Source organism: Rhodococcus mengyinensis, assembly GCF_048381435.1.
In the GTDB taxonomy this organism is placed as follows: Bacteria; Actinomycetota; Actinomycetes; order Mycobacteriales; family Mycobacteriaceae; genus Rhodococcus_F; species Rhodococcus_F opacus_D.
Window position 1 is genome coordinate 42,939 of sequence record NZ_JBLWIT010000015.1, and the last position, 21,166, is coordinate 64,104.

Consider the following 21,166-nt stretch of genomic DNA (forward strand, 5'->3'; position numbering starts at 1 on the left):
GGAGGAAGGGGAAGGACGTGCGGCGAGCACCCGTGGGAGCGGCCATCAAACCTGTAACTTCGTTATGACGTACTATAACCATGTTATGCGGTGGTGGCAAGGGTCACTCGGTACTTCGGTGCCCACCGGGCGGAAAATGCGAAGTCAGGTGGAGATATGGGAGAGACGTCGCCGACCACACCCGAGGGTGTGCCGGAGCGGCTGATTCGAGCCACGGTCGGCCTGCTGGCCGAACAGGGCCCGTCCGCGATCAAGGCGCGGACGGTGGCGTCCGCGGCCGGACTGTCGACGATGGTCGTCTACCACCACTTCGGCGGCATCCCCGAGCTCGTCCGCGCGGTCGCAGACCATGGATTCACCGAACTCGGCACGGCCTTTTCCCAGGTCCCTGTGACGGAGGATCCGGTCGTGGATCTGTTCGTGCTGGCATTGACGTGCCGGCGCCAGGCGCGCGAGAACCCCCACCTCTACGACCTGATGTTCGGACTCTCCACTCGTGCCACCTACCGACCGTTGGAGTCGGACGTGCGGTTGAGTGGACATTCTCCGGCCTTCCGTGATGCCTACACACACGTCACCGACGCGTGTGCGCGCTTGGTGAACTCCGGCAGGGTCGAGCCCCACGCCCCGGAGGTGGTCGCGGCGCAGTTGTGGAGTTACGTGCACGGCTACATCACTCTCGAGCTGGGCGAGCACTTCGCCGAGTTCGACGACGCGGTGGGACAGGTGCTGCTGCCGATGGGCGTGAACTTTGCGGTCGGCCTCGGCGACACGCGCGAACGTGCCGAGGTCTCACACGAGAGGGCCGTGCGCATGTACGACTCGGTCCGGCCCGCTTTGGACAGCTCGGCGGGCGCCTGAGCCGAGACCGCGGGGCCCCGGCGCGAAGTCGTTGCTGGGGCTCGGATTCATCCCGACTGGAGGTTGATGGAGCAGCGGCATTGCCTTCGTCATATAACGAAGTTACAGTTGCCGCATGAAACGTGATCTCGTGGGCCGCAAAGTAATCGTCACCGGAGCCGCGCGCGGCATCGGCGAGCAGGTAGCACGCCTTGCCGCGGCGCAGGGTGCTCGGCTCGCCCTGATCGGTCTCGAACCCGACAGACTGCGCGCCCTTTCCGAGGAACTCGGCCCGTCGGCGCACTGGTGTGAGGCGGACGTGCGCGACAGCGCGGGATTGCGGTCCGCGATCGACGAGTGCGCCGATGTCATGAACGGCGTCGACATGGTCGTCGCCAACGCCGGAGTGGCCGCCTACGGAACGGTGCGACACGCGGACGAGGCGTCCTTCGAGCGAGTCGTGGACATCAACCTGAACGGCGTATTCCGCACCCTCAAGCATGCGACACCTCATCTGCAACGCAGCCGGGGCCACGTCCTGATCGTGGCATCCGCACTGTCCTTCACCTCGATTGGCGGTCTGGCCTCTTACGGCGCGAGTAAGGCCGGGGTCGAGTCGCTCGCACTTGCCTATCGCGCGGAAGTGGCCCACCTCGGGATCACCGTCGGTCTTGTCCATCCGTCCTGGATCGACACCGACCTCGTGCGGGGCGCCGAGGTCGACATTCCTTCTTTTCAGCAGATGCGCCGGCGCCTGCCGTATCCGGGGAACGTCACGACCAGTGTCGACCGAGCGGCCTCCGCCATCGTCGACGGGCTCGCATACCGGCGCAGTCGCGTCTACGTTCCCCGGGCGGTCGCCGTCGCCAACTGGGCCAAGGCGCTGCTGAATTCTCCGGTCGTGTGGCCGTGGACCAGGCGGTTCTCCGCCGCGACAGTTCCCGACCTCGAAACCGAAGTTGCCGCCTTGGGCAGGAACGACCAACTCGTTCCAGAGTTGCCGCACCTCAGTGAAAACGATCAGCGCAGCCCGGCGCGCATCTAGCGAAACCGGCTGTGGTCCGCACGAACACAAGAGATAGGAAATCACGATGAAGGCTGTCGTTCTCGATCGATACGGGAACATTGACGGTGTGCGGGCGGGTGAGGTACCCGACCCGGAGTTGCGAGATGATGACGTCCTGGTTCAAATCCACGCCGCGAGTGTGAACCCCTTGGATCTGAAGATCCTGGAGGGGAAGCTCAAACCTATTCTTCCGTACCGTCTACCGATTGTCCTCGGCAATGACCTGGCCGGTGTCGTCGTTCGAGCCGGGCCCGCGGTGCGCCGATTCAAGCCCGGCGACGAGGTATACGCGCGGCCCCGGCAAGATCGGATCGGCACGTTCGCGGAAGCCATTGCCGTGAACGAGGAGGACGTGGCGATCAAGCCACGAGAACTCACCATGGAAGAGGCAGCCTCGGTCCCGCTGGTCGGTTTGACCGCGTGGCAAGCGCTGATCGAGAGGGCAAACCTGCAAGCGGGGCAGAAGGTTCTGGTCCATGCCGGTTCCGGGGGTGTCGGCACGTTCGCGATTCAACTGGCCAAGCATCTCGGCGCGACGGTCGCCACGACGACGAGCACCGCAAATGCCGATTGGGTCGAGCGCCTGGGTGCGGATGTCGTCATCGACTATAAAAAGGATGATTTCGCGGAGATCCTGCACGACTACGATCTCGTCCTCGACACCCTCGGCGGTGAGACGCTCAAAAGATCACTCCGCGTTCTCAAACCCGGTGGACAGATCATCTCCATCTCCGGTCCACCCGATCCCAGCTTCGCGAAAGAAGCCGGATTGAACTGGATCGTGCAACAGGTCATGTGCCTGCTGAGCTTTCGAATCAGACGGGCAGCGAAACGACGCGATGTGACCTATTCGTTCCTGTTCATGAAATCGAGTGGAGAACAACTACGCCGGCTTGCGTCCATCATCGATGCCGGCGCCATACATCCGGTCGTCGATCAGGTCTTTCCCTTCGAATCAACCAAAGCAGCACTGGATTACGTCGAGCAGGGACGCGCAAAAGGCAAGGTCGTTGTCAAGGTCGGAGGACAATCCCATAGCGAGGCCACCTTCTGATGTCGTCGGGATCGGGTACTTCCGTCGACACCAGTCGATGGCGAGTCAGAACTGGCGTCCGCGGTCGACAGGCAGTGAGTGAAAGGCGAAGCCGTGGAACGACGCAGAATAGTCTTGCTGGGCGCGACAGGGTATACCGGGCAACGAGTACTCCTAGAGCTGCTCGCACGCGGTGAGGAGCCGACCCTGGTCGGCCGAAACCATACTAGTGGGGCCATTCATGCAGCTCGGTCTGGCGACGGTGACCGCGGCGGTACAGGCGGGGGCGCACTACTTCGACTCCACCGGGGAGGGAACCTTCGTCCGGCGTGTCTTCGAGTTGGACTCCGTCGCGACAGCCCGCGGAGCGACCGTAGTGCCGGCGTTCGGCTACGACTATGTACCGGGCAACCTCGCCGGGGCGCTCGCGCTGACGAGCGCGGGGGATCGGGCCACCCGGATGGAGATCGGCTACTTCCTCACCCGTGCAGGACATGGTGACGCGCTGCGATACCGAAGCGGCCTGCGTGATGTCTTCAGCCTGACCACGGGGGGCACGCGGAAGACCCTGGTCAGTGCGGCGGCCGATGATGCGTTCGCCTATCGCCACCCGCACGCCGGGGCTCCCGCCCGCCTGGTCGACGAGCGCGTCGGCAAGCGTGTGCGCACCTTCAGCTACGCGGGCGTGAACCGTGCGGCGATGACCGTCACCGGCTCGGAGCATCTGGGCCTGCCGGAAGTCTTCGCCCAGCTGGAGAATATCGACGTGTGCATGGGGTGGTTGGGGCGATGGACGCGTCCGATACGGACGGCCACCGCGCTCCCTGCACCCCTCCTGCGGTCGGCGCCGGCACGGGCCGCACTGACCTGGCTGTCCGAGCGGCTCCCCGGATCGCACCGTGAGCCGGACAGCGACGGCCGTTCGCTGGTCATCGCCGTCGCCCGCGACGACTCCGGACGGGCATTGGCCACGACGGCCCTTGCCGGACCTGATCCTTATGAGATGACAGCATCGCTCTTGGCCTGGGGTGCCGTCCGCGCGGCAGCGCCGGATGCCGTCCTCGAGCCCGGCGTGCACGGCCCTGTCGCGGCCTTCGGCCTCGACACTCTCCGAATCGGCGCGTCCGAGGTCGGTCTTCACGATGTCGACGAACCGTCAGCTTTGCGTGCGGCACACGATGGCACAGACCCGGTAACTCGAAGTGTGAATCGGACATTCGGGTGACTGTCGACCACGCTCGGCGACCTAGCGGGTCGTCGCGGAGTGCACGGGGTACGCCGAGGAGCGACCGGTCGGGCGGTTTCCACCGTCGGTCACACCCACCGAATTTCCCAGCCCATTGCGGCCTTTGACCGATTGACGGCCATCCGTTGCGGGTAGTCGGGTTCGGGGTTGGTTCGCACCGGACTTACCGATCTGGGGTACGCCGGGCGGCTGGCTCCGGGCGCTCGGCGTCGACCGATGACGGCCGATGCGGGTGAAGGGAGTCGACGATGATGACCCGATTGCAAATCGCGGCAGCGGTGGTCGTGGGCTATTGGCTGGGCCGAGGGCACCGGAAGAAACTGGGACTGCTGCTCGCGGCGGCGGGTGCCGGCCGCCTCGCCGGCGGACCCCAGGAGATGGTGGACCGGGCCTCGAAACTGCTGCAAACCTCGCCCGAGTTCGCCGAGCTCAGTGAATCGGTGCGTGGCCAACTCCTCGACGCCGTGAAAGTGGCGGCCATGACCGCCGCCACCGCCCGAGTCGATGCACTCAACAATCGGCTGCTCTCCGGCAGCGATGCGGTCCTGGAGACCGCCGAAGACCTGGTCGAGGACACCGCGGACATGGCCGGAGACGTCACCGACGACACTGTGGACACGGTGGAGGAAACCGCCGATGACACCGCGGGCAGAATGCACAAGCTCGTCGACGACACCGTGGGCATGGTGGGCGCGCTGGGACGCAGGAAACGACCGAAGAAGACACCGCCGCCGGACGACGTCGACGACGAGACGGCAGAGGAGGCCGAGGAACGACCGGCGCGGCGACCGCCCCGCAAGCGGAGCACCCCGGCGAAAACCTCCGGTAGTCGAAAGCGAGGAGCACAGCGATGACCACAGCAGGTGGCGGCCCGAGTTCCAGCAGCCTCGCCGATGTCATCGACACCATCTTGGACAAGGGCCTCGTCATCGACGCCTACGTGCGGGTCTCGCTGGTCGGTATCGAACTGCTCACCATCGACGCCCGCGTCGTTGTCGCCAGTGTGGATACCTACCTGCGCTTCGCCGAGGCGGTGAACCGACTGGAGATCGGCAGCGAACCGAAGGGCCTGACCGACCTCGTTTCCGATGTGAAGGGCAGCGGCAGCACGAAGTCCAAGACCAAGGGCGCGCTCGAGGCCGTGGGGGAGACGCTCGGTGACCTGCTCGGCGGATCGGAAGCCGAACGCGAACCCGAGCCGCGCCGGAGGCGAAAGTGATCGGACGCTGACGTGGCCGCGCCGGCGCTCAGGCTGATTACATATTGCTGTTCCCGATAGGAGACGCCCACAGCCGGGTACGTTCGTGGCATGGGTGACGAGGCAATCGACCCCGAAGTGGCTTATGAAGCCCTGTCCGCCGGCGCACGCCTCGCTCTGCTGCGAAACCCCGAAGGCATCATGCCGCCGCAATTCATCGGGCAGGTGATGGCCGTATGCGGGGACGCGTGCGTCGCGGGGATCAGTGGTGGAGTTGATTCGGTACCGCAGATGGCGGTTCTCCAAGGGCCACTCTCCGAATACCTCTCCCAGTGCAGGTATGTGCTGGATGCGTGGTGGAACTCCCTGACGCCGCGACTCCGGGCGGTCATCAGGTGTCGCGAGGCGGTACCCGAATCGCTGACACTGCAATTACCCCAACACACGCCCTGGACCGCGGTGTCCACGCCGTGTTCTCACCTGTTGGTGCGGGACTATCTCGAATTGCAGGCAACGGGGCTCGAACTGATGTAGGCGGTCACTCGGGGATCTTCTCTCCGGAAATCTCGCCTGGTTCGTATTCGTCGTGGCGGCGTAGCCAACTCATGAAGGGGTCGTCGCCGCGGCGAGGTTGCGGTTCCCAGTCCTCCTGACGGCCGCGGGCAGTGAGGTCGAGCCAGTGATAGGTGCCGAGGAGGATATCGGTGGAGCGCGCGTAACCGGAGTAGGTGTGGAAGATGCGCTCACCCTGGCGGAGGAAAGCACTGACGCCGTGCTCTTCGCCGCACCAGCCTTTCCACGCGGGGTCCAACTGCACGAGTTCGGCCTCGTCCTTGTAGTTGTATTCGACCGGTGCGACCGACGCGTCGAGGGTGACGTGGAAGTCGTAATTAAAGTCGCTGCCGTGCGAGGAGTACCAGGGGAAGGTCCAGCCCATTCGCTGTCGGTACTGCTCGAGTTTGTTCAGCGGTGCGCGGGACACGGCCGCGAACGAGGTGTCCCGGGCGTAGAGGTGCCGGAGGTTGCCGACGTTGTCCATCGTGAACGAGCAGGAGGGGCATCCCTCGTCGGCGTCGGGTTCGAACATGAAGTGGTAGATCAGGAGTTGGCTGCGGCCGTCGAACAGGTCGGCGAATCCGGTCCTGCCGTCGGGGCCGTCGAATGCGTAATTCTCGGTGATCTCGACCATCGGCAGCGCGCGCCTGGCGGCGTTGACCCGGTCGCGGTGGCGGGTCAGCTCCTTCTCCTGTGCGAGTAACTCGCGCCGCGCGATGAGCCACTCCTCGCGGGTGGTGACCTGTGGATCGGACGCTGTCATCGTTCGTCTCCTCTCGAAGGGCACCTGCAATCGTCGCAGGCGACTCTCGGCGGTGGCTACCACCGAGACCGGGAACGACTGATTCGCGGTTCGTCTCCTCGTGCAGGATGCGAAGCTGAGTTCGTGAGTAGCGCTCTCCATCCTGCGGTGGAACCGTACGAAGCCGGGTTCCTCGACGTTTCCGACGGCCATTTCCTGTATTGGGAGACCACCGGAAATCCCACGGGGACGCCGGTGCTGTATCTGCACGGAGGGCCGGGATCTGGATGCACTCCCGGCGCACGACGCTTCTTCGACCCGAATGCTTTTCGCGCGGTGCTGTTCGACCAACGCGGATGCGGGCGCAGCCGCCCGCTTGCCGCCGGCCCCGACACCGACCTATCGACCAACACGACAGCACATTTGATGGAGGACATCGAACGCCTGCGTAAGCATCTGGGGATCAGGCGTTGGGTCGTGGCCGGGGTGTCCTGGGGTGTGACCCTGGGTTTGGTCTACGCCCAACGACATCCCGAGCGTGTCCTCGCGATGGCGCTCGGAGCGATCACGTCCGGATCCCGAACCGAGATCGACTGGATCACCCGTGACATGGGTCGGATCTTCCCCAGGGAGTGGGAGGAGTTCATCGCTCCCGTGCCGGCCGGCGAACGGGACTGGGATCTGGCGGCCGCCTATGCGTGCCTCCTCGCCGACCCGGACGCGGCGGTGCGCGAGGAGGCGGCGACGAGGTGGTGTGCGTGGGAGGACACCCACGTGTCGTTGATGCCGGGATGGAGACCGAGCCCCCGATACGAGGACGCAACGTTCCGGATGATTTTCGCCAGGTTGGTGACGCATTACTGGAGTCACGAGTGCTTCCTCGTTCCGAACCAGATACGGGAGGGAATGAGCCGTCTGGCAGGTATCCCGGCAGTTCTGGTCCACGGCCGCTTCGATGTTTCGGGACCGTTGGACACGGCCTGGAAGCTCTCGCGGGCCTGGCCGGAGAGTCGACTCGTCGTGGTTGACGATGCCGGCCACGGTGGAGGCGGATTCAGCTCCGCGCTGGTGGCCGCCTTGGACTCCTTCAGCGGGCCATGATCGCGGCGCTTCGAGAGCTTCGGCCGACGTCACGTACTCGTGAGGATGACGAGTCGCTGGGTCGCCCGGGTCATGGCGACGTAGCGGTCGACGGCACCTTCGATCCCCGTGCCGAAGGTGTCCGGGTCGACGAGGACGACCAGGTCGAATTCGAGCCCCTTCGACAGCTCCGGGGTCAGCGAACGGACACGGGGCGTGGCCCGGAACGTCGGATCGCCGATGACGCAAGCGATCCCGTCGGAGTTCGATTCGAGCCAGGTATCGAGGATCGAGCCCAGATCGGAAACAGATCCGTGTGCGACGGGGATGTCGTTGCTGCGGATGGAGGTCGGCACGTTGGCGTCCGGGAGCACGGCGTGGATGACCGGTTCGGCTTCGGCCATGACCTCTTTCGGTGTCCGGTAATTGACGGTCAGAGAGGCCAGTTCGATCCGGTCGAGCCCGACCCTCTCGAGCCGTTCCTGCCACGACTCCGTGAACCCGTGCCTGGCCTGGGCGCGGTCGCCGACGATGGTGAAGCTCCGGGACGGGCAGCGCAGCAACAACATCTGCCACTCGGCTTCCGTCAGTTCCTGCGCTTCGTCCACGACAACGTGTGCGAAGGTGCGGTCGAGCAGGTCGGGGTCGGTGCCGGACAGCGCGGCTTCGTCGACCAGCATCTCCTGCAGGTCCTTCTGCCGCAATTGTGTCATCAAACTTTCACCGTCGTCGTAGGCATCGGACGCGATCAGGTCGTCGATGACCTTGGACCTCTGCTCGCGTTCGGCGGCGACGGCGGCCTGGTGGCGACGCCGGCGTCGTGATTCCTCCGGGTCGCCGAGCCGCTGCCGTGCTGCGTCGAGGAGCGGCAGGTCGGACACCGTCCAGCGCTGGGCGTCCGGGCGTTGCAGCTTCCGAACGTCGTCGGGGCTGAGCCAGGGCGCGCACTTGCGCAGGTAGGCGGGCACCGACCACAGGTCGGCGACGAGGTCGGCCGCCTCGATGAGGGTCCACGCGTTGTCGAGGGTCGTGCGTAATTCGTCGTTCTGCTGCAACGACTTCCGGATCTGAGCGGCCGGAACGTCACCGTCGTACTTGTCGATCAGGATCGTGAGCAGCAGCTCCCAGATCTGCTCGCGCGCCTCGTTGTGCGGAGTACCGGGTTCCGGCGCTTCGAACGCCTCGGCCCAGTCGTCGGCGCTCAACCAGATGTCGGACCACTCGGTCGCGACCGTCATACCCTCGGTCGGCGGCTCCTCGTAGAACGTGACCGCAGCGTCGATGGCCTTCACCAGATCCGCGGACGACTTCAGGCGGGCCACATCCCGGTCGGTCTCGACCGTCGCGGTGGCACCCTCGGCGACGAGCTCCCGCAGGGTGCAGAGCTGCACGCCCTCCTCTCCGAGGCTGGGCAGGACATCGGCGACGTAGGCCAGGTAGGGCTCGTGCGGGCCGACGAACAGCACGCCGTGACGGAGTCGGGGGTCGGAGTAGAGGAGATACGCGGCGCGGTGCAACGCGACGACGGTCTTGCCCGTACCCGGCCCGCCGTCGACGACGAGGGCGCCACGGGATCCCGCGCGGATGATGGCGTCCTGGTCGGCCTGGATGGTGCCGAGCACGTCCCGCATCCGGGCCGACCGGTTGCTGCCCAGGCTGGCGATGAACGCGGACTGGTCGTCGAGCGCGGCGTTGCCTGCGAACCCGTCCGGGGTGAACACCTCGTCCCAGTAGTCGCTGACCCAGCCGCGGGTCCAGCGGTACCTGCGGCGGCGTTCCAGACCCATCGGATTGCCGTGGGTCGCACCGAAGAACGGCTCGGCCACGGGGGAGCGCCAGTCGACGAGCAGCTGATTGCCCGCACGGTCCATGAGGCCGAGTCGTCCCACGTACACGGGCTCGGGGTTGTCTGCACTGACGAAGTGCCCGAGGCACAGGTCCAAACCGTAGCGGCGCAAGGCACGCAGCTCGGCGTTCAGCCGGTGAACCATCATGTCCCGCTCCATCGCCTCCTGGCCCAATCGGCGGGGTGCCTTGCGCTCGGTGTCGATGCGGTGGTCGAGGTCGGCGATCGACTGCTCGAGGCTTTCCGCGATAGCCGCGAAGTGCAGCTCGTCGTCGGCGATCAGCGCCGGGTCGGCCTTGGGTGCGAGGTGGTCGGGAAGGTCGAACGCGCTGGTAGTCAGATTTTTCATGTCACCAGCTCCGATCTGAGGTGCGGGCGATCGTGTCGAGCAGCAACGTCGCGGCGACCGCCGCACCGTCGGTGCGGATCGTGCCCGCCACGGCGGCCGCGCGTGCTCCGGTCTCGGGGGTCAGGGCCGCCGTGAGCGCGGCCGACAGTGACTCGACGGCCGGAACCGGACCGTCGTGCGCCGCGCCGATGCCCAAGTCGGCCACCCGGCCGGCCCAGTACGGCTGATCCACCGCCTGCGGCACCACCACCTGAGGCGCGCCGGCCCGGGTGGCCGTCGTCGTAGTCCCGGCGCCGCCGTGATGCACGACAGCGGCCACGCGCCGGAACAGTGTCTGCTGGTTGACCTCGCCGACGGCGAAGCAGTCGTCCACGTCGTCGATCAGGGCCAGGTCGGCCCAGCCGCGCCCGACGAGTACGCGGCGGCCCTGCGCGCGGACCGCCTCGATGGCCACCTCGGCGGCGTCCGTCGCCGCGTGCAAGGGCATGCTGCCGAAGCCCACGAACACCGGTGGTGTGCCTGCGTCCAGAAACGCCACCAACTCGGCCGGGAGTGGGCGGTCGTCGGGCAGGATCCACGCACCGGTCTGTACGACGTCGAGGTCCGGCGTCTCCTGCCACGGATCCAGGGTCGGGTCCGTCGCCAGCCACGGCCGGTCGCCGATGACGTAGTCGCGAACGTTGCCCACCGGGGGCAGGCCGATCGACGCCCGGTTGGTGTCGAGCGCCTCCCCGAACAGTGCATCGATGCTCTGAGCGTCCAGATCCCACAGCGCCCGGTTGTCCGTCAAGTCCGGCGGGAACGCCCGGCCCGGATACGCGAGCGGCGGGCGATGCGGCGACGGCAGGGTCAGCTGCTGGAACGTCACGGACACGGAGCGGATGCCCAGCTTCTCGGCCACCGACAGTGCACCGGCAGCGGCCGGCATCACGCCGGTCGCCACCAACGCGTCACATCCCTCGGCCGCCGCGGTGACCGCGTCGAACTGGCCGGCGATCAACTCGGCCGCGCGCCGCGGCAGGTCCGCCGCCGACGGCGCCGCAGTCGTCAGCGCGCGCGCCGACCGGCCGACGGGCACCATCGACACACCGACCCCGGCCAGCCGCTGCGCGAAGTCCTCGTCCGGCGGTGCGCACACCCGCACCTCCGCGCCGAGTGCCTGCAACTGCACCACGAGTCCCACCAACGGTTCGACGTCCCCACGCGACCCATACGTCGACAACAACACACGCACTCGCGGCTCCTATTTCTGCAGGTTCTGGCTTCGGCCGGTAATTCTGCGGCACGACCCGGGCCTTGCCGCAAGCCCCGGGGTGCGCTATAAATTGAAAGTGGAAAGGGGTTGGTACTCCTCTCCACTTCTTCGTCCGATTCGGACAATCCTCAGGCCTCGCCGCCGCGTCGTAAATCGAATGCGTTCGCCCACAATCGAGCTCACCGATCACGGTAACGCCGTCCGATCACAGCGGTGGGCGGGATAGACTGCTCGGCACATGCCGCTGGTACGCCCTGGCCTGCCGTCTGCCCTCGCGGGCGCTCTGTGTCAACACTCAGGAGGTCGCACATGACTCCGCACTCGTGCGACGACCTGAACGTCGCCACCCGGCGTGGGGAGCGCCGATGGTGACGGCTCACCCGATCCCGTCACGGGTGATGCCGCACCGGCCTCGACGCCTCCTGCAAGAGGCATAGGCATTGCACCTACCTCTCCCGACCTCCGCCATCCCGAGAGTGGCCGCCGCGGTGGTGGTCGGTGTCGCGGCGGGCTTCATCGGCGGCCTGGTGATCACAGCCGCGTTGGGGGCTCTCGTCGGCATCGCCGCCGCTGCCGCCGTGTTCGTCGTATCCGGTTGGGCGGTGTTGTGGCCGATGGATGCGGCGGCAACTCGCCGCAACGTGGGACATGAGGATTTTCGTCCGATAGTCGACGAATTGGTCGTGGTGACAGCGGCTTCGGGAGGTCTCGGAGGAATCGTCGCACTTCAGGTGGCCGGCGGATCCTCGGCGGGAACCGCGCACGCCGCCGTGGCTCTGATCGGGGTATTCCTGGCGTGGGCTTCCCTGCATCTGATGTACGCGGCCCGATACGCCTTTCTGTACTACGAGGGATCTGGTCCCGAAAAGTCAACGGGTGGTATAGATTTCAATTCCACCGCCCCGCCCGCGTTTCGCGACTTCTTCTACTTCAGTTACAACCTCGGGATGACCTACCAGGTATCCGATACCGACGTCTCGAGCCCGGAGATTCGGGCGGTCGCGCTCCGGCACTGCCTGTTGTCCTACGTTTTCGGTGCAGTCATCCTCGCGACGACGATCAACCTGGTCGCCGGGATCCTCACCAGGTGAAGACTGGGGTTCTCGTACTGATTTCGGCGCCTGCGAGAACCGAGCATCTTGCCTGGTCCCCGGTGTTAATGTTGATCTACTCGGCCACACCGAAAGGTGCACCTCGATGAGAAGATTCACTCGAAGAGTCGGTGGAACCATCGTGGCGCTGACGCTTACCGCCGCGGCATTCGTCGTGTCACCACCACCGGTGTACGGATTCGCCGAGGATATTTGCTACACCGAGGACGGTGCCCCACCGCACAACTGCGCTCCGCTGCCACCCGAATGTCTACTCGACGATCCCAACTCGCCGATCTGCGGCGCCGAGGCGTTCCTCCGCTACGGCTTCACGTTGCGCCGCCCACTCGGCGGACGGAGTCTCGTGCATTCGGACTCGACGTACATCATCGCCCGCACCGTCGGCTTCTCCGAGCGGGACGCCTACTGGATCGCGGCGTACGACGAAGCGACCGACCTCGGCACGTTCGCCCCACGCGACATCTTCGGCCGGCTCGTCCCGGACGCCGACGCATTGACCACCAAGGACATCAGCGGCCTGGTGCGCACCCACTTCGCCACCGGCGGGTTCCTCTTCCACTTCCTGCCCACGCTGCGCGGACCGGCGGATCCCCTGCCCAACGGCCTGCAACCGGATGTCGACGATCCCCGGCACGAGATCATGCTCACGCACCTGAGAACTTGGGCGCTGGCCGGGCCGGGAAGTGGCGCACCGTTGTGCACGGGAGGTTTCACGAACCCCTCGGAAAACGGCGACTATGCCACCGGCGCAACGTGTTACGGCGATGCCGATCCCGTGCAGATCAACGGCACGTACAGCCTGGAGACGCCCGCCGCCATCCCGTTCACCAACATGACGGGGCAGCAGGTCATCTCCGACACGGTCCTGTCGTCTCAGTTCGACTCCTGGATCGGCGAGAATTCCTGGAATGCGAGGACCGGCATCTACATTCACGCACTCGGCGATCGCATCTCGCACCATGTCTGCACCGACGCCGGCACGATCACGCCGCCGGGTCCGGCAGGGCCGGACTTCCGGATCGATCTGAACCAGCCCACCTGTGACCAGGGTCCGCACGCCGTCCGCCACGAATACGAGACGGGCGTGGACTTCGCCGGGCTGCACCCGGAAGACCGGACCACCGAGGCGGCCCTGTCAATGGTGTACGACGAACTCGTCAACTTCGCACGGGTGCGCGGAACCCTGGATAAGCGCGCCACGACGCCGGCGACCAAGAATGCACTCCTGACCGACGGCCTCGTGCCGGCGCTCGAGATCCGGGAGCCGGTCGAGCGGCTGAACGCCGTCACCGACGTCGGCTGCCGGGTCGGCGTCCCGGCGTTCCCCGGAAACCCGGCGTGCCGGGATTGATCGCGCCCGTCAGGCGTCAGCTGCCGAAGGGGGATGCGCTGTTGGAGTACCGCGCGAAGTCGCCCTGCGCCCCGCTGTAGACGTTGAGGTCGACGTCGCCGTTGACGCCGGCGATGCGACCGGTGCTGGTGTACTGCCAGAACGTCCAGTTGCTCCAGCCGCCGGGGAGGGGGCCGGGCGTGTTCTGACCGTTGTAGTCGGCGATCCACAGCGGGTATCCGGCGAACTCGTTGGTGTTCGCCATCGCCGTCCGCCAGAAGTTCGGGTACGTGTAGATGATCGGCTGACGTCCGGTGAGCGATTGGACCGTGTTGAGGTAGCGGTGCGTCCAGTCGATCAGGGCCGCGGGCGGCAGCCCACCGGAATGCTCGATGTCGAGGACCGGAGGCATGTCACCCGGACCGTTGATGCCCAGCACCACTGTCGAGTAGAACGCGGCCTGCGCTTCCGGCGACTGGGTGGGGTCGGCGTAGTGGTACGCGCCCCGGGAGACGCCGGCCACGCGCATGGCGAGGCAGTCCTGGACGAAGAACGGATTGACGTAATTGAGACTCTCGGTGGCCTTGACCATCGCGAAGTCGTGGCCGGCGTTGCGGACGGCGAACCAGTCGATCGGTGACCCGCCCGGGTGTTGCCACGAGGCCACGTCCGGACCTCTGACAGGTTCGGCGGCAGCCTGCCCCGGCACTGCGGCCGCGAGCGCACCGGCGAGCAGTAGTGGTGCGATCTTGGAGAACCTTCGGACCTTCACCCCGATAGCCATGCGCCCGAGGGTAACGTCTTCCCGCTGCCCGCACGTGGCAACGGACGTCACTTCGTCACGTACGCCGCCTGCCGGAGCGTCTCGCCGCGCGCAGCCCGTCCCGGGGCGGACGACGCGTTGATCGCGAGCACCGACAGCAACTCGTACGCGACGTGCGCTGCCGCGATGCCGGTGATCTCGGCGTGGTCGTATGCGGGCGCGACCTCCACGATGTCGGCGCCGACCACATTCAGGCCGACGAGTCCGCGCAGCGTGTTCAGCAACTCGCGGGACGTCATGCCGCCGGCCTCGGGTGTTCCGGTGCCCGGCGCGTGCGCGGGATCGAGGACGTCGATGTCCACGGACACATAGACCGGTCCGCCGTCGAGCCGTCGACGCATCCGTTCGACGATGCTGGCGACGCCGTCCACCTCGTAGTCGTCGGAGCGGATGACCTGGAATCCGAGGACGGCGTCGTCCTCGAGGTCCTTCTTGCTGTACAGCGGGCCGCGGATGCCGATGTGCTGCGAACGCTCGAGGTCGATGAGCCCCTCCTCGCTGGCCCGCCGGAACGGGGTGCCGTGCGTGTAGGGGGCGCCGAAGTAGGTGTCCCAGGTGTCGAGGTGCGCGTCGAAGTGCAGTACCGCAATGGGGCCGTGGTCGCGGGCGAGGGAACGCAGGATCGGCAGGGCGATGGTGTGGTCGCCGCCGAGCGTCAGCACGGTCGAGCCGTCCTTGCGCAGGTCGGTGACGGCGCCGTCGACGGTGGCCAGGGCCTCCTGGATGTCGAACGGGTTGACGCCGATGTCGCCGAAGTCGGCGACCTGCTGCGCCGCGAAGGGGTGCACGTCGAGTGCGGGGTTGTACGGACGCAGCAGCTTCGATGCGGCGCGGATGTGGCCGGGACCGAAGCGTGCGCCGGGACGGTAGCTCACGCCGGAGTCGAACGGGACGCCCATCACGGTGACGTCGGCGCGGGACACCTCGTCGAGCCGGGGGAGGCGGGCGAATGTGCTGGGTTCGGCGTAGCGCGGCGTGCGGGTGGCGTCGACGGGGCCCTGGATGCGGGTCGCGTCGATGGGGCCCTGGCTGTCGTCTGTACTCATCGGAATCCTTCGGTGTGTGCCGGAGACGTGGCGTCGTCGTATCGTTTCCTTGGAACGCATTCTTGTCAACACTTGTTTCCTATACGAGACACAACGAAGGATCGATGCATGGCGAACGACCTCGCAACCGAAGGTGCGTCGGGCGTCGACGCGCCCAGGATCGGCCCCCGGCTCAAGGCCGCCCGGCAGGCCCAGCGCCTCACCCTCGACGACCTGGCCGCGAGCTGCGGCATCACCAAGGGCTACCTGTCGAAGATCGAGCGGGACCACGCGAGCGCATCCGTCGCCACGCTGGTGCGGATCTGCGCCGCCCTGAACATTCCCGTCGGGTCGCTGTTCGAGAGCTCCGCCGCAGGTGAGGTGGTACGCGCCGACAACTACCCGCCGATCAGTTTCGGCGGGGAGCGGATGGCCGAGTTCCTGCTGACACCGTTCGGCGAGCGCCGCATCCAGTCGCTCCTGAGCCGGATCGAGCCCGGCGGCGGGAGCGGCTCGGAAACGTACGAACTGCCGGTCGACGTCGCCTTCGTCTACGTCGTCTCCGGCCGGATCTGCATTTCCTTCAACGGTCCGGGGGCCGGGGAGGACGTGTCGCTCGCGACCGGGGACGCGTTCACCTTCTCGCCCCAGTTGCCGCACAGCTTCCGCGCGCTCGGCGACGACACGGCGACCGTCTTGTGGATTCTGGCCCCCGCTCTACCGGACGACGTCCGGCCCACCTCCCGCTAGGAAACCGTCAAGCGGTTTAGGAAACATGTGTTGACAGTCACGGCTCGCCCGTTCATTGTTGTCCACATCACTCCACCGCTCAGGAGCTCAACGTTGGACATCACCAAGATTTCTCCGCGCCCGCCGGGACTGGCCGGCGCACTCCGCGCCCGCAAATCGGTCGACGCGATCGTGGCGCGCAACGACCAGGAACCCGGTCACGGCCTCAAGCGGTCGATGGGCCTGGTGCACCTCACCGCACTGAGCATCGGTGCGTCGCTGGGAACGGGCATCTTCGTCATCCTCGGCGAGGCGACACCCAAGGCCGGCCCCGCCGTCGTCCTCGCCTTCGTGCTCGCGGCGTTCACCGCCCTCTTCTCCGCCCTCTCCTACGCGGAGCTCGCAGGCAGCATCCCCGTCTCCGGTAGCTCCTACTCGTACACCTACGCGACGATGGGCGAACTCTTCGCGTGGATCTGCGGCTGGTGCCTGATGCTCGAATACGGCGTCTCGGTCGCGGCCGTCGCCGTCGGCTGGGGCGAGTACATCAACGAACTACTCCACGGCATGTTCGGCATCGCACTACCCGCCGCGATCAGCGAGTCACCGGGCGCGGGCGGCATCGTGAACGTGCCCGCCATCGTCATCGTGCTCGTCGCGGTGGCACTGCTGACTCGGGGAGCTTCCGAGAGCGCCCTGGTGAACACGGTCATGGTCGCCCTCAAGATCCTCGTGCTCGTGTTCTTCTGCGCGGTCGCGTTCACCGCGTTCCGCGCCGGAAACTTCGCACCGTTCATCCCCCTCGGCGCGGCCGGCGTGACGGCCGCCGCGTCCCAGGTGTTCTTCGCCTACATCGGGTTCGACGCCGCGTCGACCGCAGGCGACGAGGCGAAGAACGCGAAACGCGACCTTCCCCGCGCGATCATCCTCTCGCTCCTGATCGTCACGATCCTCTACTGCCTGGTCGCGATCGCCGCCGTCGGCGCGATGCCCTGGCAGGACATCGCGGGTGAGGGCGCCGCACTCGCGACCATCCTCAATGCCGCGACCACCAGCACCTGGCCCGCCATCCTCCTGTCGGCGGGCGCGGTGATCGCCATCGCCAGCGTCGTCCTCGCCGTGATGTACGGGCAGACCCGGATCCTGTACGCGATGTCGCTCGACGGTCTCGTTCCGCGGGTCTTCTCCCGCGTCAACCCGCGCACCCGGGTGCCCGTCGTCAACATCGTGGTCGTCGGCGGTGTCGTCTCCGCGCTCGCCGGCTTCGTGCCGCTGGGCGAACTGGCCGACGCGACGAGCATCGGCTCGCTGTTCGCGTTCATGCTCGTCAACATCGCCGTGATCATCCTGCGCCGCCGCCATCCCGACCTGCACCGCAGCTTCCGGACCCCGCTGTTCCCGCTGATGCCGGTGCTCGGCGTCGTGTTCTGCGCGCTGCTGCTGTTCGGCTTGGGCGTCTCGACGTGGGTGGCGTTCGCGCTGTGGATGGCAGTCGGGCTCGCGATCTACTTCGCGTACGGCGTCCGCAAGTCCGAACTCCGCAACAGCCCGGAAGGGGTGCCGGCACCATGAGGGCAGCGCTGTTCCAAGGTCCCGAACTGTCCTTCGACGTCGCGGCGAACCTCGCCGCCATCGCGTCGGCCGCGCAGACGGCGGCGGCGTCCGGGGCGTCCATCCTGGTCTGCCCGGAGATGGCGGCCACCGGCTACAACATCGGATCCCTGATCGCGGAGCGGGCCGAACCCGCCGACGGACCGATCGCGGCGCGGATCGCGGAGATCGCAGGCGAGTCCGGGATCGCCGTCGTCTACGGATACCCCGAGGCGGATGGGGGCGTCGTCTACAACAGCGTGCAGGTGTTCGACCCGTCCGGGACGTCGATCGCGAACTACCGCAAGACCCACCTGTTCGGTGAGCTCGACCGGTCGCACTTCGCCGCCGGCGACGAACTGGTGGTCCAGTTCGACCACGCCGGAATCCGGTGCGGACTCCTGATCTGCTACGACGTCGAGTTTCCGGAAGCCGTTCGCGCACATGCCGACCGGGGAACCCAGTGGCTCGTCGTCCCCACAGGCCTGATGAGCCCGTACGAATTCATCGCGGAGAGCGTCGTCCCCACCCGGGCCTACGAGAGTCAGCTGTTCGTCACGTACGTCAACCGGTGCGGCACCGAAGCCGACCTCGACTACTGCGGATCCAGTTGTGCGATCGCGCCCGACGGCACCGAACTCGCCCGCGCCGGCCGCCACGAAGAGCTGGCGATCGTCGACCTCGAACTCGACGTCCTCCACCGATCCCGCCGTGAGAACACCCATCTCGACGACCGACGCGTCGACCTCTACCCCTTCATGCAGGAGAAGACTTCATGACGATCCCCGTCACCCCGGACAGCACCGCCGCGGACACCGATCCCCGGCCGCTCACCATGTTCGGCCCCGACTTCCCGTTCGCCTACGACGACTACGTCACGCACCGCTCGGGTCTCGGCGCGGTGCCCACCGATCGCCACGGCACCGAGGTGGCAGTCATCGGCGGCGGACTGTCGGGGATGGTCACCGCGTACGAGCTGATGAAACTCGGCCTGAAACCGATTGTCTACGAGGCTGATCAGATCGGCGGCCGGATGCGGTCGCATCCGTTCGACGGGCACCCGGACGTGGTGGCCGAGATGGGTGCGATGCGGTTCCCACCGTCGTCGACCACCCTGTTCCACTACCTCGACGCCATGGGACTGCGGACCGAGGCGTTCCCGAACCCGCTCGCCGACAGCACCCCCAGCACGGTCATCGACCTCAAGGGCGAAAGCTACTACGCGCAGCACCTCGACGACCTGCCGCCCGTGTTCCGGGAGGTCTCGGATGCGTGGCAGCGCACGCTCGAGGATCACGCCGAGCTGATTCCGCTCCAGCAGGCGATCCGCGACCGTGACACCGCCGAACTCAAGCGCATCTGGAACGACCTGGTGGTCCGGCTGGACGATCAGACGTTCTACGGCTTCCTCGCCTCGTCGAAGCACTTCGCGTCGTTCCGGCATCGGGAAGTGTTCGGGCAGGTCGGTTTCGGAACGGGTGGGTGGGACACCGACTTCCCCAACTCGATTCTCGAGATCCTGCGCGTCGTGATCACCGCCGCCGACGACCACCACCGCGGCATCGTCGGCGGGTCGCAGCAACTGCCCCTGCGCCTGTGGACCGACACCCCGGCGGGGATGGCGCACTGGCCGGACGGCACGTCGGTGCGCGCGCTGAACGGCGGAAGCACCCGTCCCCGCGTCACCGAGGTCCGGAGGACCGCACCGCACCAGGTGACGGTCACCGACTCGTCCGGGGAGATCCGCACGTACCCCGCCGCGGTCTTCACGGCGCAGAGCTGGATGCTGCTCAACAACATTCACTGCGACGACGACCTGTTCCCGATCGACCACTGGACCGCCATCGAACGCACCCACTACATGGGGTCGACGAAGGTGTTCGCCCTCGTGGATCGCCCGTTCTGGAAGGACAAGGATCCGGTCACCGGCCGCGACCTCGTCAGCATGACCCTGACGGACCGGATGAGCCGCGGCACCTACCTCCTCGACCACGGTGACGACAAGCCCGGCCTGATCTGCCTGTCCTACACGTGGTCCGACGATTCGCTCAAGCTTCTGCCGCTCGACGCGACGGAGCGGATGAACCTCATGATCAAGTCGCTCGAGGAGATCTACCCGGGAGTCGACTTCCGCAGTCACATCATCTCGACCCCGGTCACGCTGTCCTGGGAGACCGAACGCGACTTCATGGGTGCGTTCAAGGCGAACCTCCCCGGCCACTACCGGTACCAGGAACGGCTGTTCAGCCATTTCGTCCAGGACGAACTCGACCCGCGACACCGCGGCATCTTCCTCGCCGGCGACGACATCTCGTGGACCGCGGGCTGGGCGGAGGGCGCCGTGCAGACCGCGCTCAACGCCGTCTGGGGCGTGATGCACCATCTGGGCGGCGCCGCCCCGGCCGACAACCCCGGCCCCGGCGACCGGTACGCGGAACTCGGCCCGATTCGTTTGTGCGACTAGCACCTGTGAGTACTTAGAGCGTGTCTCATGTGGATGAAGTGATGTGTGGGACATAATGTGACGCGTGGTAGATGAGTTGTCACTGAGGTTGTTTCCGGATGCGTTGTGGGAGATAGTCGAACCGTTGATACCGCCTTTTGTCGCCCGGCCACAGGGAGGCGGCAGTGCGCCGGCCGATGACCGGGCGGTGTTCACCGCGATCGTGTACGTGCTCACCAGCGGATGTGCGTGGCGGCACCTGCCGCCCTCGTTCGGGGTCACGGTTCCTACTGCGCACCGAAGGTTTACCGCGTGGGTGGCAGCCGGGGTGTTCGAAAAACTGCATCGTAAGGTGCTCGACCAACTCGGTAGTGCGGGCGAACTCGACTGGACGGCAGCAATCCTGGACGCGGCAAGCGTCCGGGCAAAAAGGGGGGATCGCTGACCGGCCCCAGTCCCGTCGACCGCGGCAAGAAGGGATCGAAGATCCACGTCCTGTCCGAAACAAACGGAATCCCACTGGTCGTGGGCGTGACCGGGGCGAACACCCACGACAGCACGATGCTGCAACCAATGGTGGCAGCGATTCCGGCAACGAAGTCCAGGCGCGGACCACGCCGACGCAAGCCGGGAAAGCTTCGCGCCGACAAGGGCTACGACTACGACATTCACCGACGGTGGCTGCGCGAACAAGGCATCGTCCCGCGGATCGCCCGCCGCGGCATCGAGCGAAACGACCGCCTCGGCCGGTACCGGTGGAAGATCGAACGCACCATTGCCTGGCTCACCGGCTACCGACGTATGACCATCCGCTACGAACGCCACGGCGAACACTTCGCCGGCTTCCTTCACCTCGCCGCCGCACTCACCTGCTTCAAGAAACTCCCCACATGAGACACGCTCT

General features: G+C 66.5%; 20 protein-coding genes. 15 read left to right on the plus strand and 5 right to left on the minus strand.

Features of this window, described 5'->3' with window-relative positions; genetic code table 11:
- Positions 1–156 precede the first annotated feature (156 nt).
- From ACNJ7E_RS01595 to ACNJ7E_RS01625, 7 genes are all read left to right on the plus strand, one after another.
- Complete coding sequence (locus ACNJ7E_RS01595) at positions 157–861, plus strand: TetR/AcrR family transcriptional regulator (RefSeq protein WP_120661608.1); 705 nt, start codon at positions 157–159, stop codon at positions 859–861.
- A 115-nt stretch (positions 862–976) separates the two neighbouring features.
- Positions 977–1,885: an SDR family oxidoreductase gene (locus ACNJ7E_RS01600; protein WP_418338885.1), complete on the plus strand. Its 909-nt coding sequence runs from the start codon at positions 977–979 to the stop codon at positions 1,883–1,885.
- Between the two features lie 46 nt (positions 1,886–1,931).
- Complete coding sequence (locus ACNJ7E_RS01605) at positions 1,932–2,960, plus strand: NADP-dependent oxidoreductase (RefSeq protein ID WP_418338886.1); 1,029 nt, start codon at positions 1,932–1,934, stop codon at positions 2,958–2,960.
- Between the two features lie 220 nt (positions 2,961–3,180).
- On the plus strand, positions 3,181–4,164 hold the full coding sequence (locus ACNJ7E_RS01610; protein ID WP_418338887.1) for a saccharopine dehydrogenase family protein: 984 nt from the start codon (positions 3,181–3,183) through the stop codon (positions 4,162–4,164).
- A gap of 272 nt (positions 4,165–4,436) precedes the next feature.
- Positions 4,437–5,039: a hypothetical protein gene (locus tag ACNJ7E_RS01615; RefSeq protein WP_418338888.1), complete on the plus strand. Its 603-nt coding sequence runs from the start codon at positions 4,437–4,439 to the stop codon at positions 5,037–5,039.
- Complete coding sequence (gene gvpJ / locus ACNJ7E_RS01620) at positions 5,036–5,404, plus strand: gas vesicle protein GvpJ (protein WP_005575060.1); 369 nt, start codon at positions 5,036–5,038, stop codon at positions 5,402–5,404. The genes ACNJ7E_RS01615 and gvpJ overlap by 4 nt, the downstream gene beginning before the upstream one ends.
- Before the next feature lie 90 nt (positions 5,405–5,494).
- Positions 5,495–5,917 (plus strand): hypothetical protein, encoded by a 423-nt coding sequence (locus tag ACNJ7E_RS01625; protein ID WP_005575058.1) that lies wholly within the window; start codon positions 5,495–5,497, stop codon positions 5,915–5,917.
- Positions 5,918–5,921: 4 nt separating this feature from the next.
- On the opposite strand, the gene ACNJ7E_RS01630 is transcribed toward ACNJ7E_RS01625, so the two are convergent.
- Positions 5,922–6,701, minus strand: coding sequence for a DUF899 domain-containing protein (locus tag ACNJ7E_RS01630; RefSeq protein ID WP_418338889.1), 780 nt, complete (start codon positions 6,699–6,701; stop codon positions 5,922–5,924).
- Between the two features lie 123 nt (positions 6,702–6,824).
- Between ACNJ7E_RS01630 and pip the strand changes: the two genes are divergently transcribed.
- Positions 6,825–7,781: a prolyl aminopeptidase gene (gene pip, locus ACNJ7E_RS01635; RefSeq protein WP_418338891.1), complete on the plus strand. Its 957-nt coding sequence runs from the start codon at positions 6,825–6,827 to the stop codon at positions 7,779–7,781.
- 29 nt (positions 7,782–7,810) lie between these two features.
- On the opposite strand, the gene helR is transcribed toward pip, so the two are convergent.
- The gene (gene helR / locus ACNJ7E_RS01640; RefSeq protein WP_418338892.1) at positions 7,811–9,955 is read right to left on the minus strand and encodes an RNA polymerase recycling motor ATPase HelR; all 2,145 of its coding nucleotides are present in this window, start codon (positions 9,953–9,955) and stop codon (positions 7,811–7,813) included.
- Position 9,956: 1 nt separating this feature from the next.
- Positions 9,957–11,189 (minus strand): glycosyltransferase, encoded by a 1,233-nt coding sequence (locus ACNJ7E_RS01645; RefSeq protein ID WP_418338893.1) that lies wholly within the window; start codon positions 11,187–11,189, stop codon positions 9,957–9,959.
- A gap of 497 nt (positions 11,190–11,686) precedes the next feature.
- On the opposite strand from ACNJ7E_RS01645, the gene ACNJ7E_RS01650 reads away from it, so the two are divergent.
- Both ACNJ7E_RS01650 and ACNJ7E_RS01655 read left to right on the plus strand, forming a co-directional pair.
- Positions 11,687–12,301 carry a DUF1345 domain-containing protein gene (locus ACNJ7E_RS01650; RefSeq protein WP_283334621.1) on the plus strand — a complete coding sequence of 205 codons (615 nt, stop codon included), beginning with the start codon at positions 11,687–11,689 and terminating at the stop codon, positions 12,299–12,301.
- A 106-nt stretch (positions 12,302–12,407) separates the two neighbouring features.
- Positions 12,408–13,673, plus strand: coding sequence for a hypothetical protein (locus tag ACNJ7E_RS01655; RefSeq protein ID WP_418338894.1), 1,266 nt, complete (start codon positions 12,408–12,410; stop codon positions 13,671–13,673).
- A gap of 16 nt (positions 13,674–13,689) precedes the next feature.
- Here the strand turns inward: ACNJ7E_RS01655 and ACNJ7E_RS01660 are convergent, their stop codons facing one another.
- Positions 13,690–14,436: a glycoside hydrolase family 25 protein gene (locus ACNJ7E_RS01660; protein WP_418338895.1), complete on the minus strand. Its 747-nt coding sequence runs from the start codon at positions 14,434–14,436 to the stop codon at positions 13,690–13,692.
- Between the two features lie 47 nt (positions 14,437–14,483).
- A complete protein-coding gene (gene speB / locus ACNJ7E_RS01665; RefSeq protein ID WP_280779247.1) occupies positions 14,484–15,521 on the minus strand; it encodes an agmatinase in 1,038 nt (345 codons plus the stop codon).
- A gap of 108 nt (positions 15,522–15,629) precedes the next feature.
- Here speB and ACNJ7E_RS01670 point away from each other — a divergent pair, with 108 nt between their 5' ends.
- The 5 genes from ACNJ7E_RS01670 to ACNJ7E_RS01690 all read left to right on the plus strand — a co-directional run bounded on the left by ACNJ7E_RS01670 (position 15,630) and on the right by ACNJ7E_RS01690 (position 21,156).
- Positions 15,630–16,250 carry a helix-turn-helix domain-containing protein gene (locus ACNJ7E_RS01670; protein WP_280779246.1) on the plus strand — a complete coding sequence of 207 codons (621 nt, stop codon included), beginning with the start codon at positions 15,630–15,632 and terminating at the stop codon, positions 16,248–16,250.
- Between the two features lie 93 nt (positions 16,251–16,343).
- Positions 16,344–17,801 (plus strand): amino acid permease, encoded by a 1,458-nt coding sequence (locus ACNJ7E_RS01675; protein WP_317571052.1) that lies wholly within the window; start codon positions 16,344–16,346, stop codon positions 17,799–17,801.
- Positions 17,798–18,598, plus strand: a complete 801-nt coding sequence (locus ACNJ7E_RS01680; RefSeq protein ID WP_418338897.1) for a carbon-nitrogen hydrolase family protein — start codon at positions 17,798–17,800, stop codon at positions 18,596–18,598. The genes ACNJ7E_RS01675 and ACNJ7E_RS01680 overlap by 4 nt, the downstream gene beginning before the upstream one ends.
- Complete coding sequence (locus ACNJ7E_RS01685; protein ID WP_418338898.1) at positions 18,595–20,283, plus strand: flavin monoamine oxidase family protein; 1,689 nt, start codon at positions 18,595–18,597, stop codon at positions 20,281–20,283. Before ACNJ7E_RS01680 ends, ACNJ7E_RS01685 begins: the two co-directional genes overlap by 4 nt.
- Before the next feature lie 64 nt (positions 20,284–20,347).
- A protein-coding gene (locus ACNJ7E_RS01690) for an IS5 family transposase (RefSeq protein ID WP_418338899.1) occupies positions 20,348–21,156 on the plus strand; the annotation gives its coding sequence in 2 pieces (ribosomal slippage) (positions 20,348–20,681 and positions 20,681–21,156; 810 coding nt in all).
- Positions 21,157–21,166 lie beyond the last annotated feature (10 nt).

Bases quoted from the DNA above. Each gene is read 5' to 3' on its own strand.
- ACNJ7E_RS01595 (WP_120661608.1), top strand. From the start codon at position 157: ATGGGAGAGACGTCGCCGACCACACCCGAGGGTGTGCCGGAGCGGCTG.
- ACNJ7E_RS01600 (WP_418338885.1), top strand. From the start codon at position 977: ATGAAACGTGATCTCGTGGGCCGCAAAGTAATCGTCACCGGAGCCGCG.
- ACNJ7E_RS01605 (WP_418338886.1), top strand. From the start codon at position 1,932: ATGAAGGCTGTCGTTCTCGATCGATACGGGAACATTGACGGTGTGCGG.
- ACNJ7E_RS01610 (WP_418338887.1), top strand. From the start codon at position 3,181: ATGCAGCTCGGTCTGGCGACGGTGACCGCGGCGGTACAGGCGGGGGCG.
- ACNJ7E_RS01615 (WP_418338888.1), top strand. From the start codon at position 4,437: ATGACCCGATTGCAAATCGCGGCAGCGGTGGTCGTGGGCTATTGGCTG.
- gvpJ (WP_005575060.1), top strand. From the start codon at position 5,036: ATGACCACAGCAGGTGGCGGCCCGAGTTCCAGCAGCCTCGCCGATGTC.
- ACNJ7E_RS01625 (WP_005575058.1), top strand. From the start codon at position 5,495: ATGGGTGACGAGGCAATCGACCCCGAAGTGGCTTATGAAGCCCTGTCC.
- ACNJ7E_RS01630 (WP_418338889.1), bottom strand. From the start codon at position 6,701: ATGACAGCGTCCGATCCACAGGTCACCACCCGCGAGGAGTGGCTCATC.
- helR (WP_418338892.1), bottom strand. From the start codon at position 9,955: ATGAAAAATCTGACTACCAGCGCGTTCGACCTTCCCGACCACCTCGCA.
- ACNJ7E_RS01655 (WP_418338894.1), top strand. From the start codon at position 12,408: ATGAGAAGATTCACTCGAAGAGTCGGTGGAACCATCGTGGCGCTGACG.
- ACNJ7E_RS01660 (WP_418338895.1), bottom strand. From the start codon at position 14,436: ATGGCTATCGGGGTGAAGGTCCGAAGGTTCTCCAAGATCGCACCACTA.
- speB (WP_280779247.1), bottom strand. From the start codon at position 15,521: ATGAGTACAGACGACAGCCAGGGCCCCATCGACGCGACCCGCATCCAG.
- ACNJ7E_RS01670 (WP_280779246.1), top strand. From the start codon at position 15,630: ATGGCGAACGACCTCGCAACCGAAGGTGCGTCGGGCGTCGACGCGCCC.
- ACNJ7E_RS01680 (WP_418338897.1), top strand. From the start codon at position 17,798: ATGAGGGCAGCGCTGTTCCAAGGTCCCGAACTGTCCTTCGACGTCGCG.
- ACNJ7E_RS01685 (WP_418338898.1), top strand. From the start codon at position 18,595: ATGACGATCCCCGTCACCCCGGACAGCACCGCCGCGGACACCGATCCC.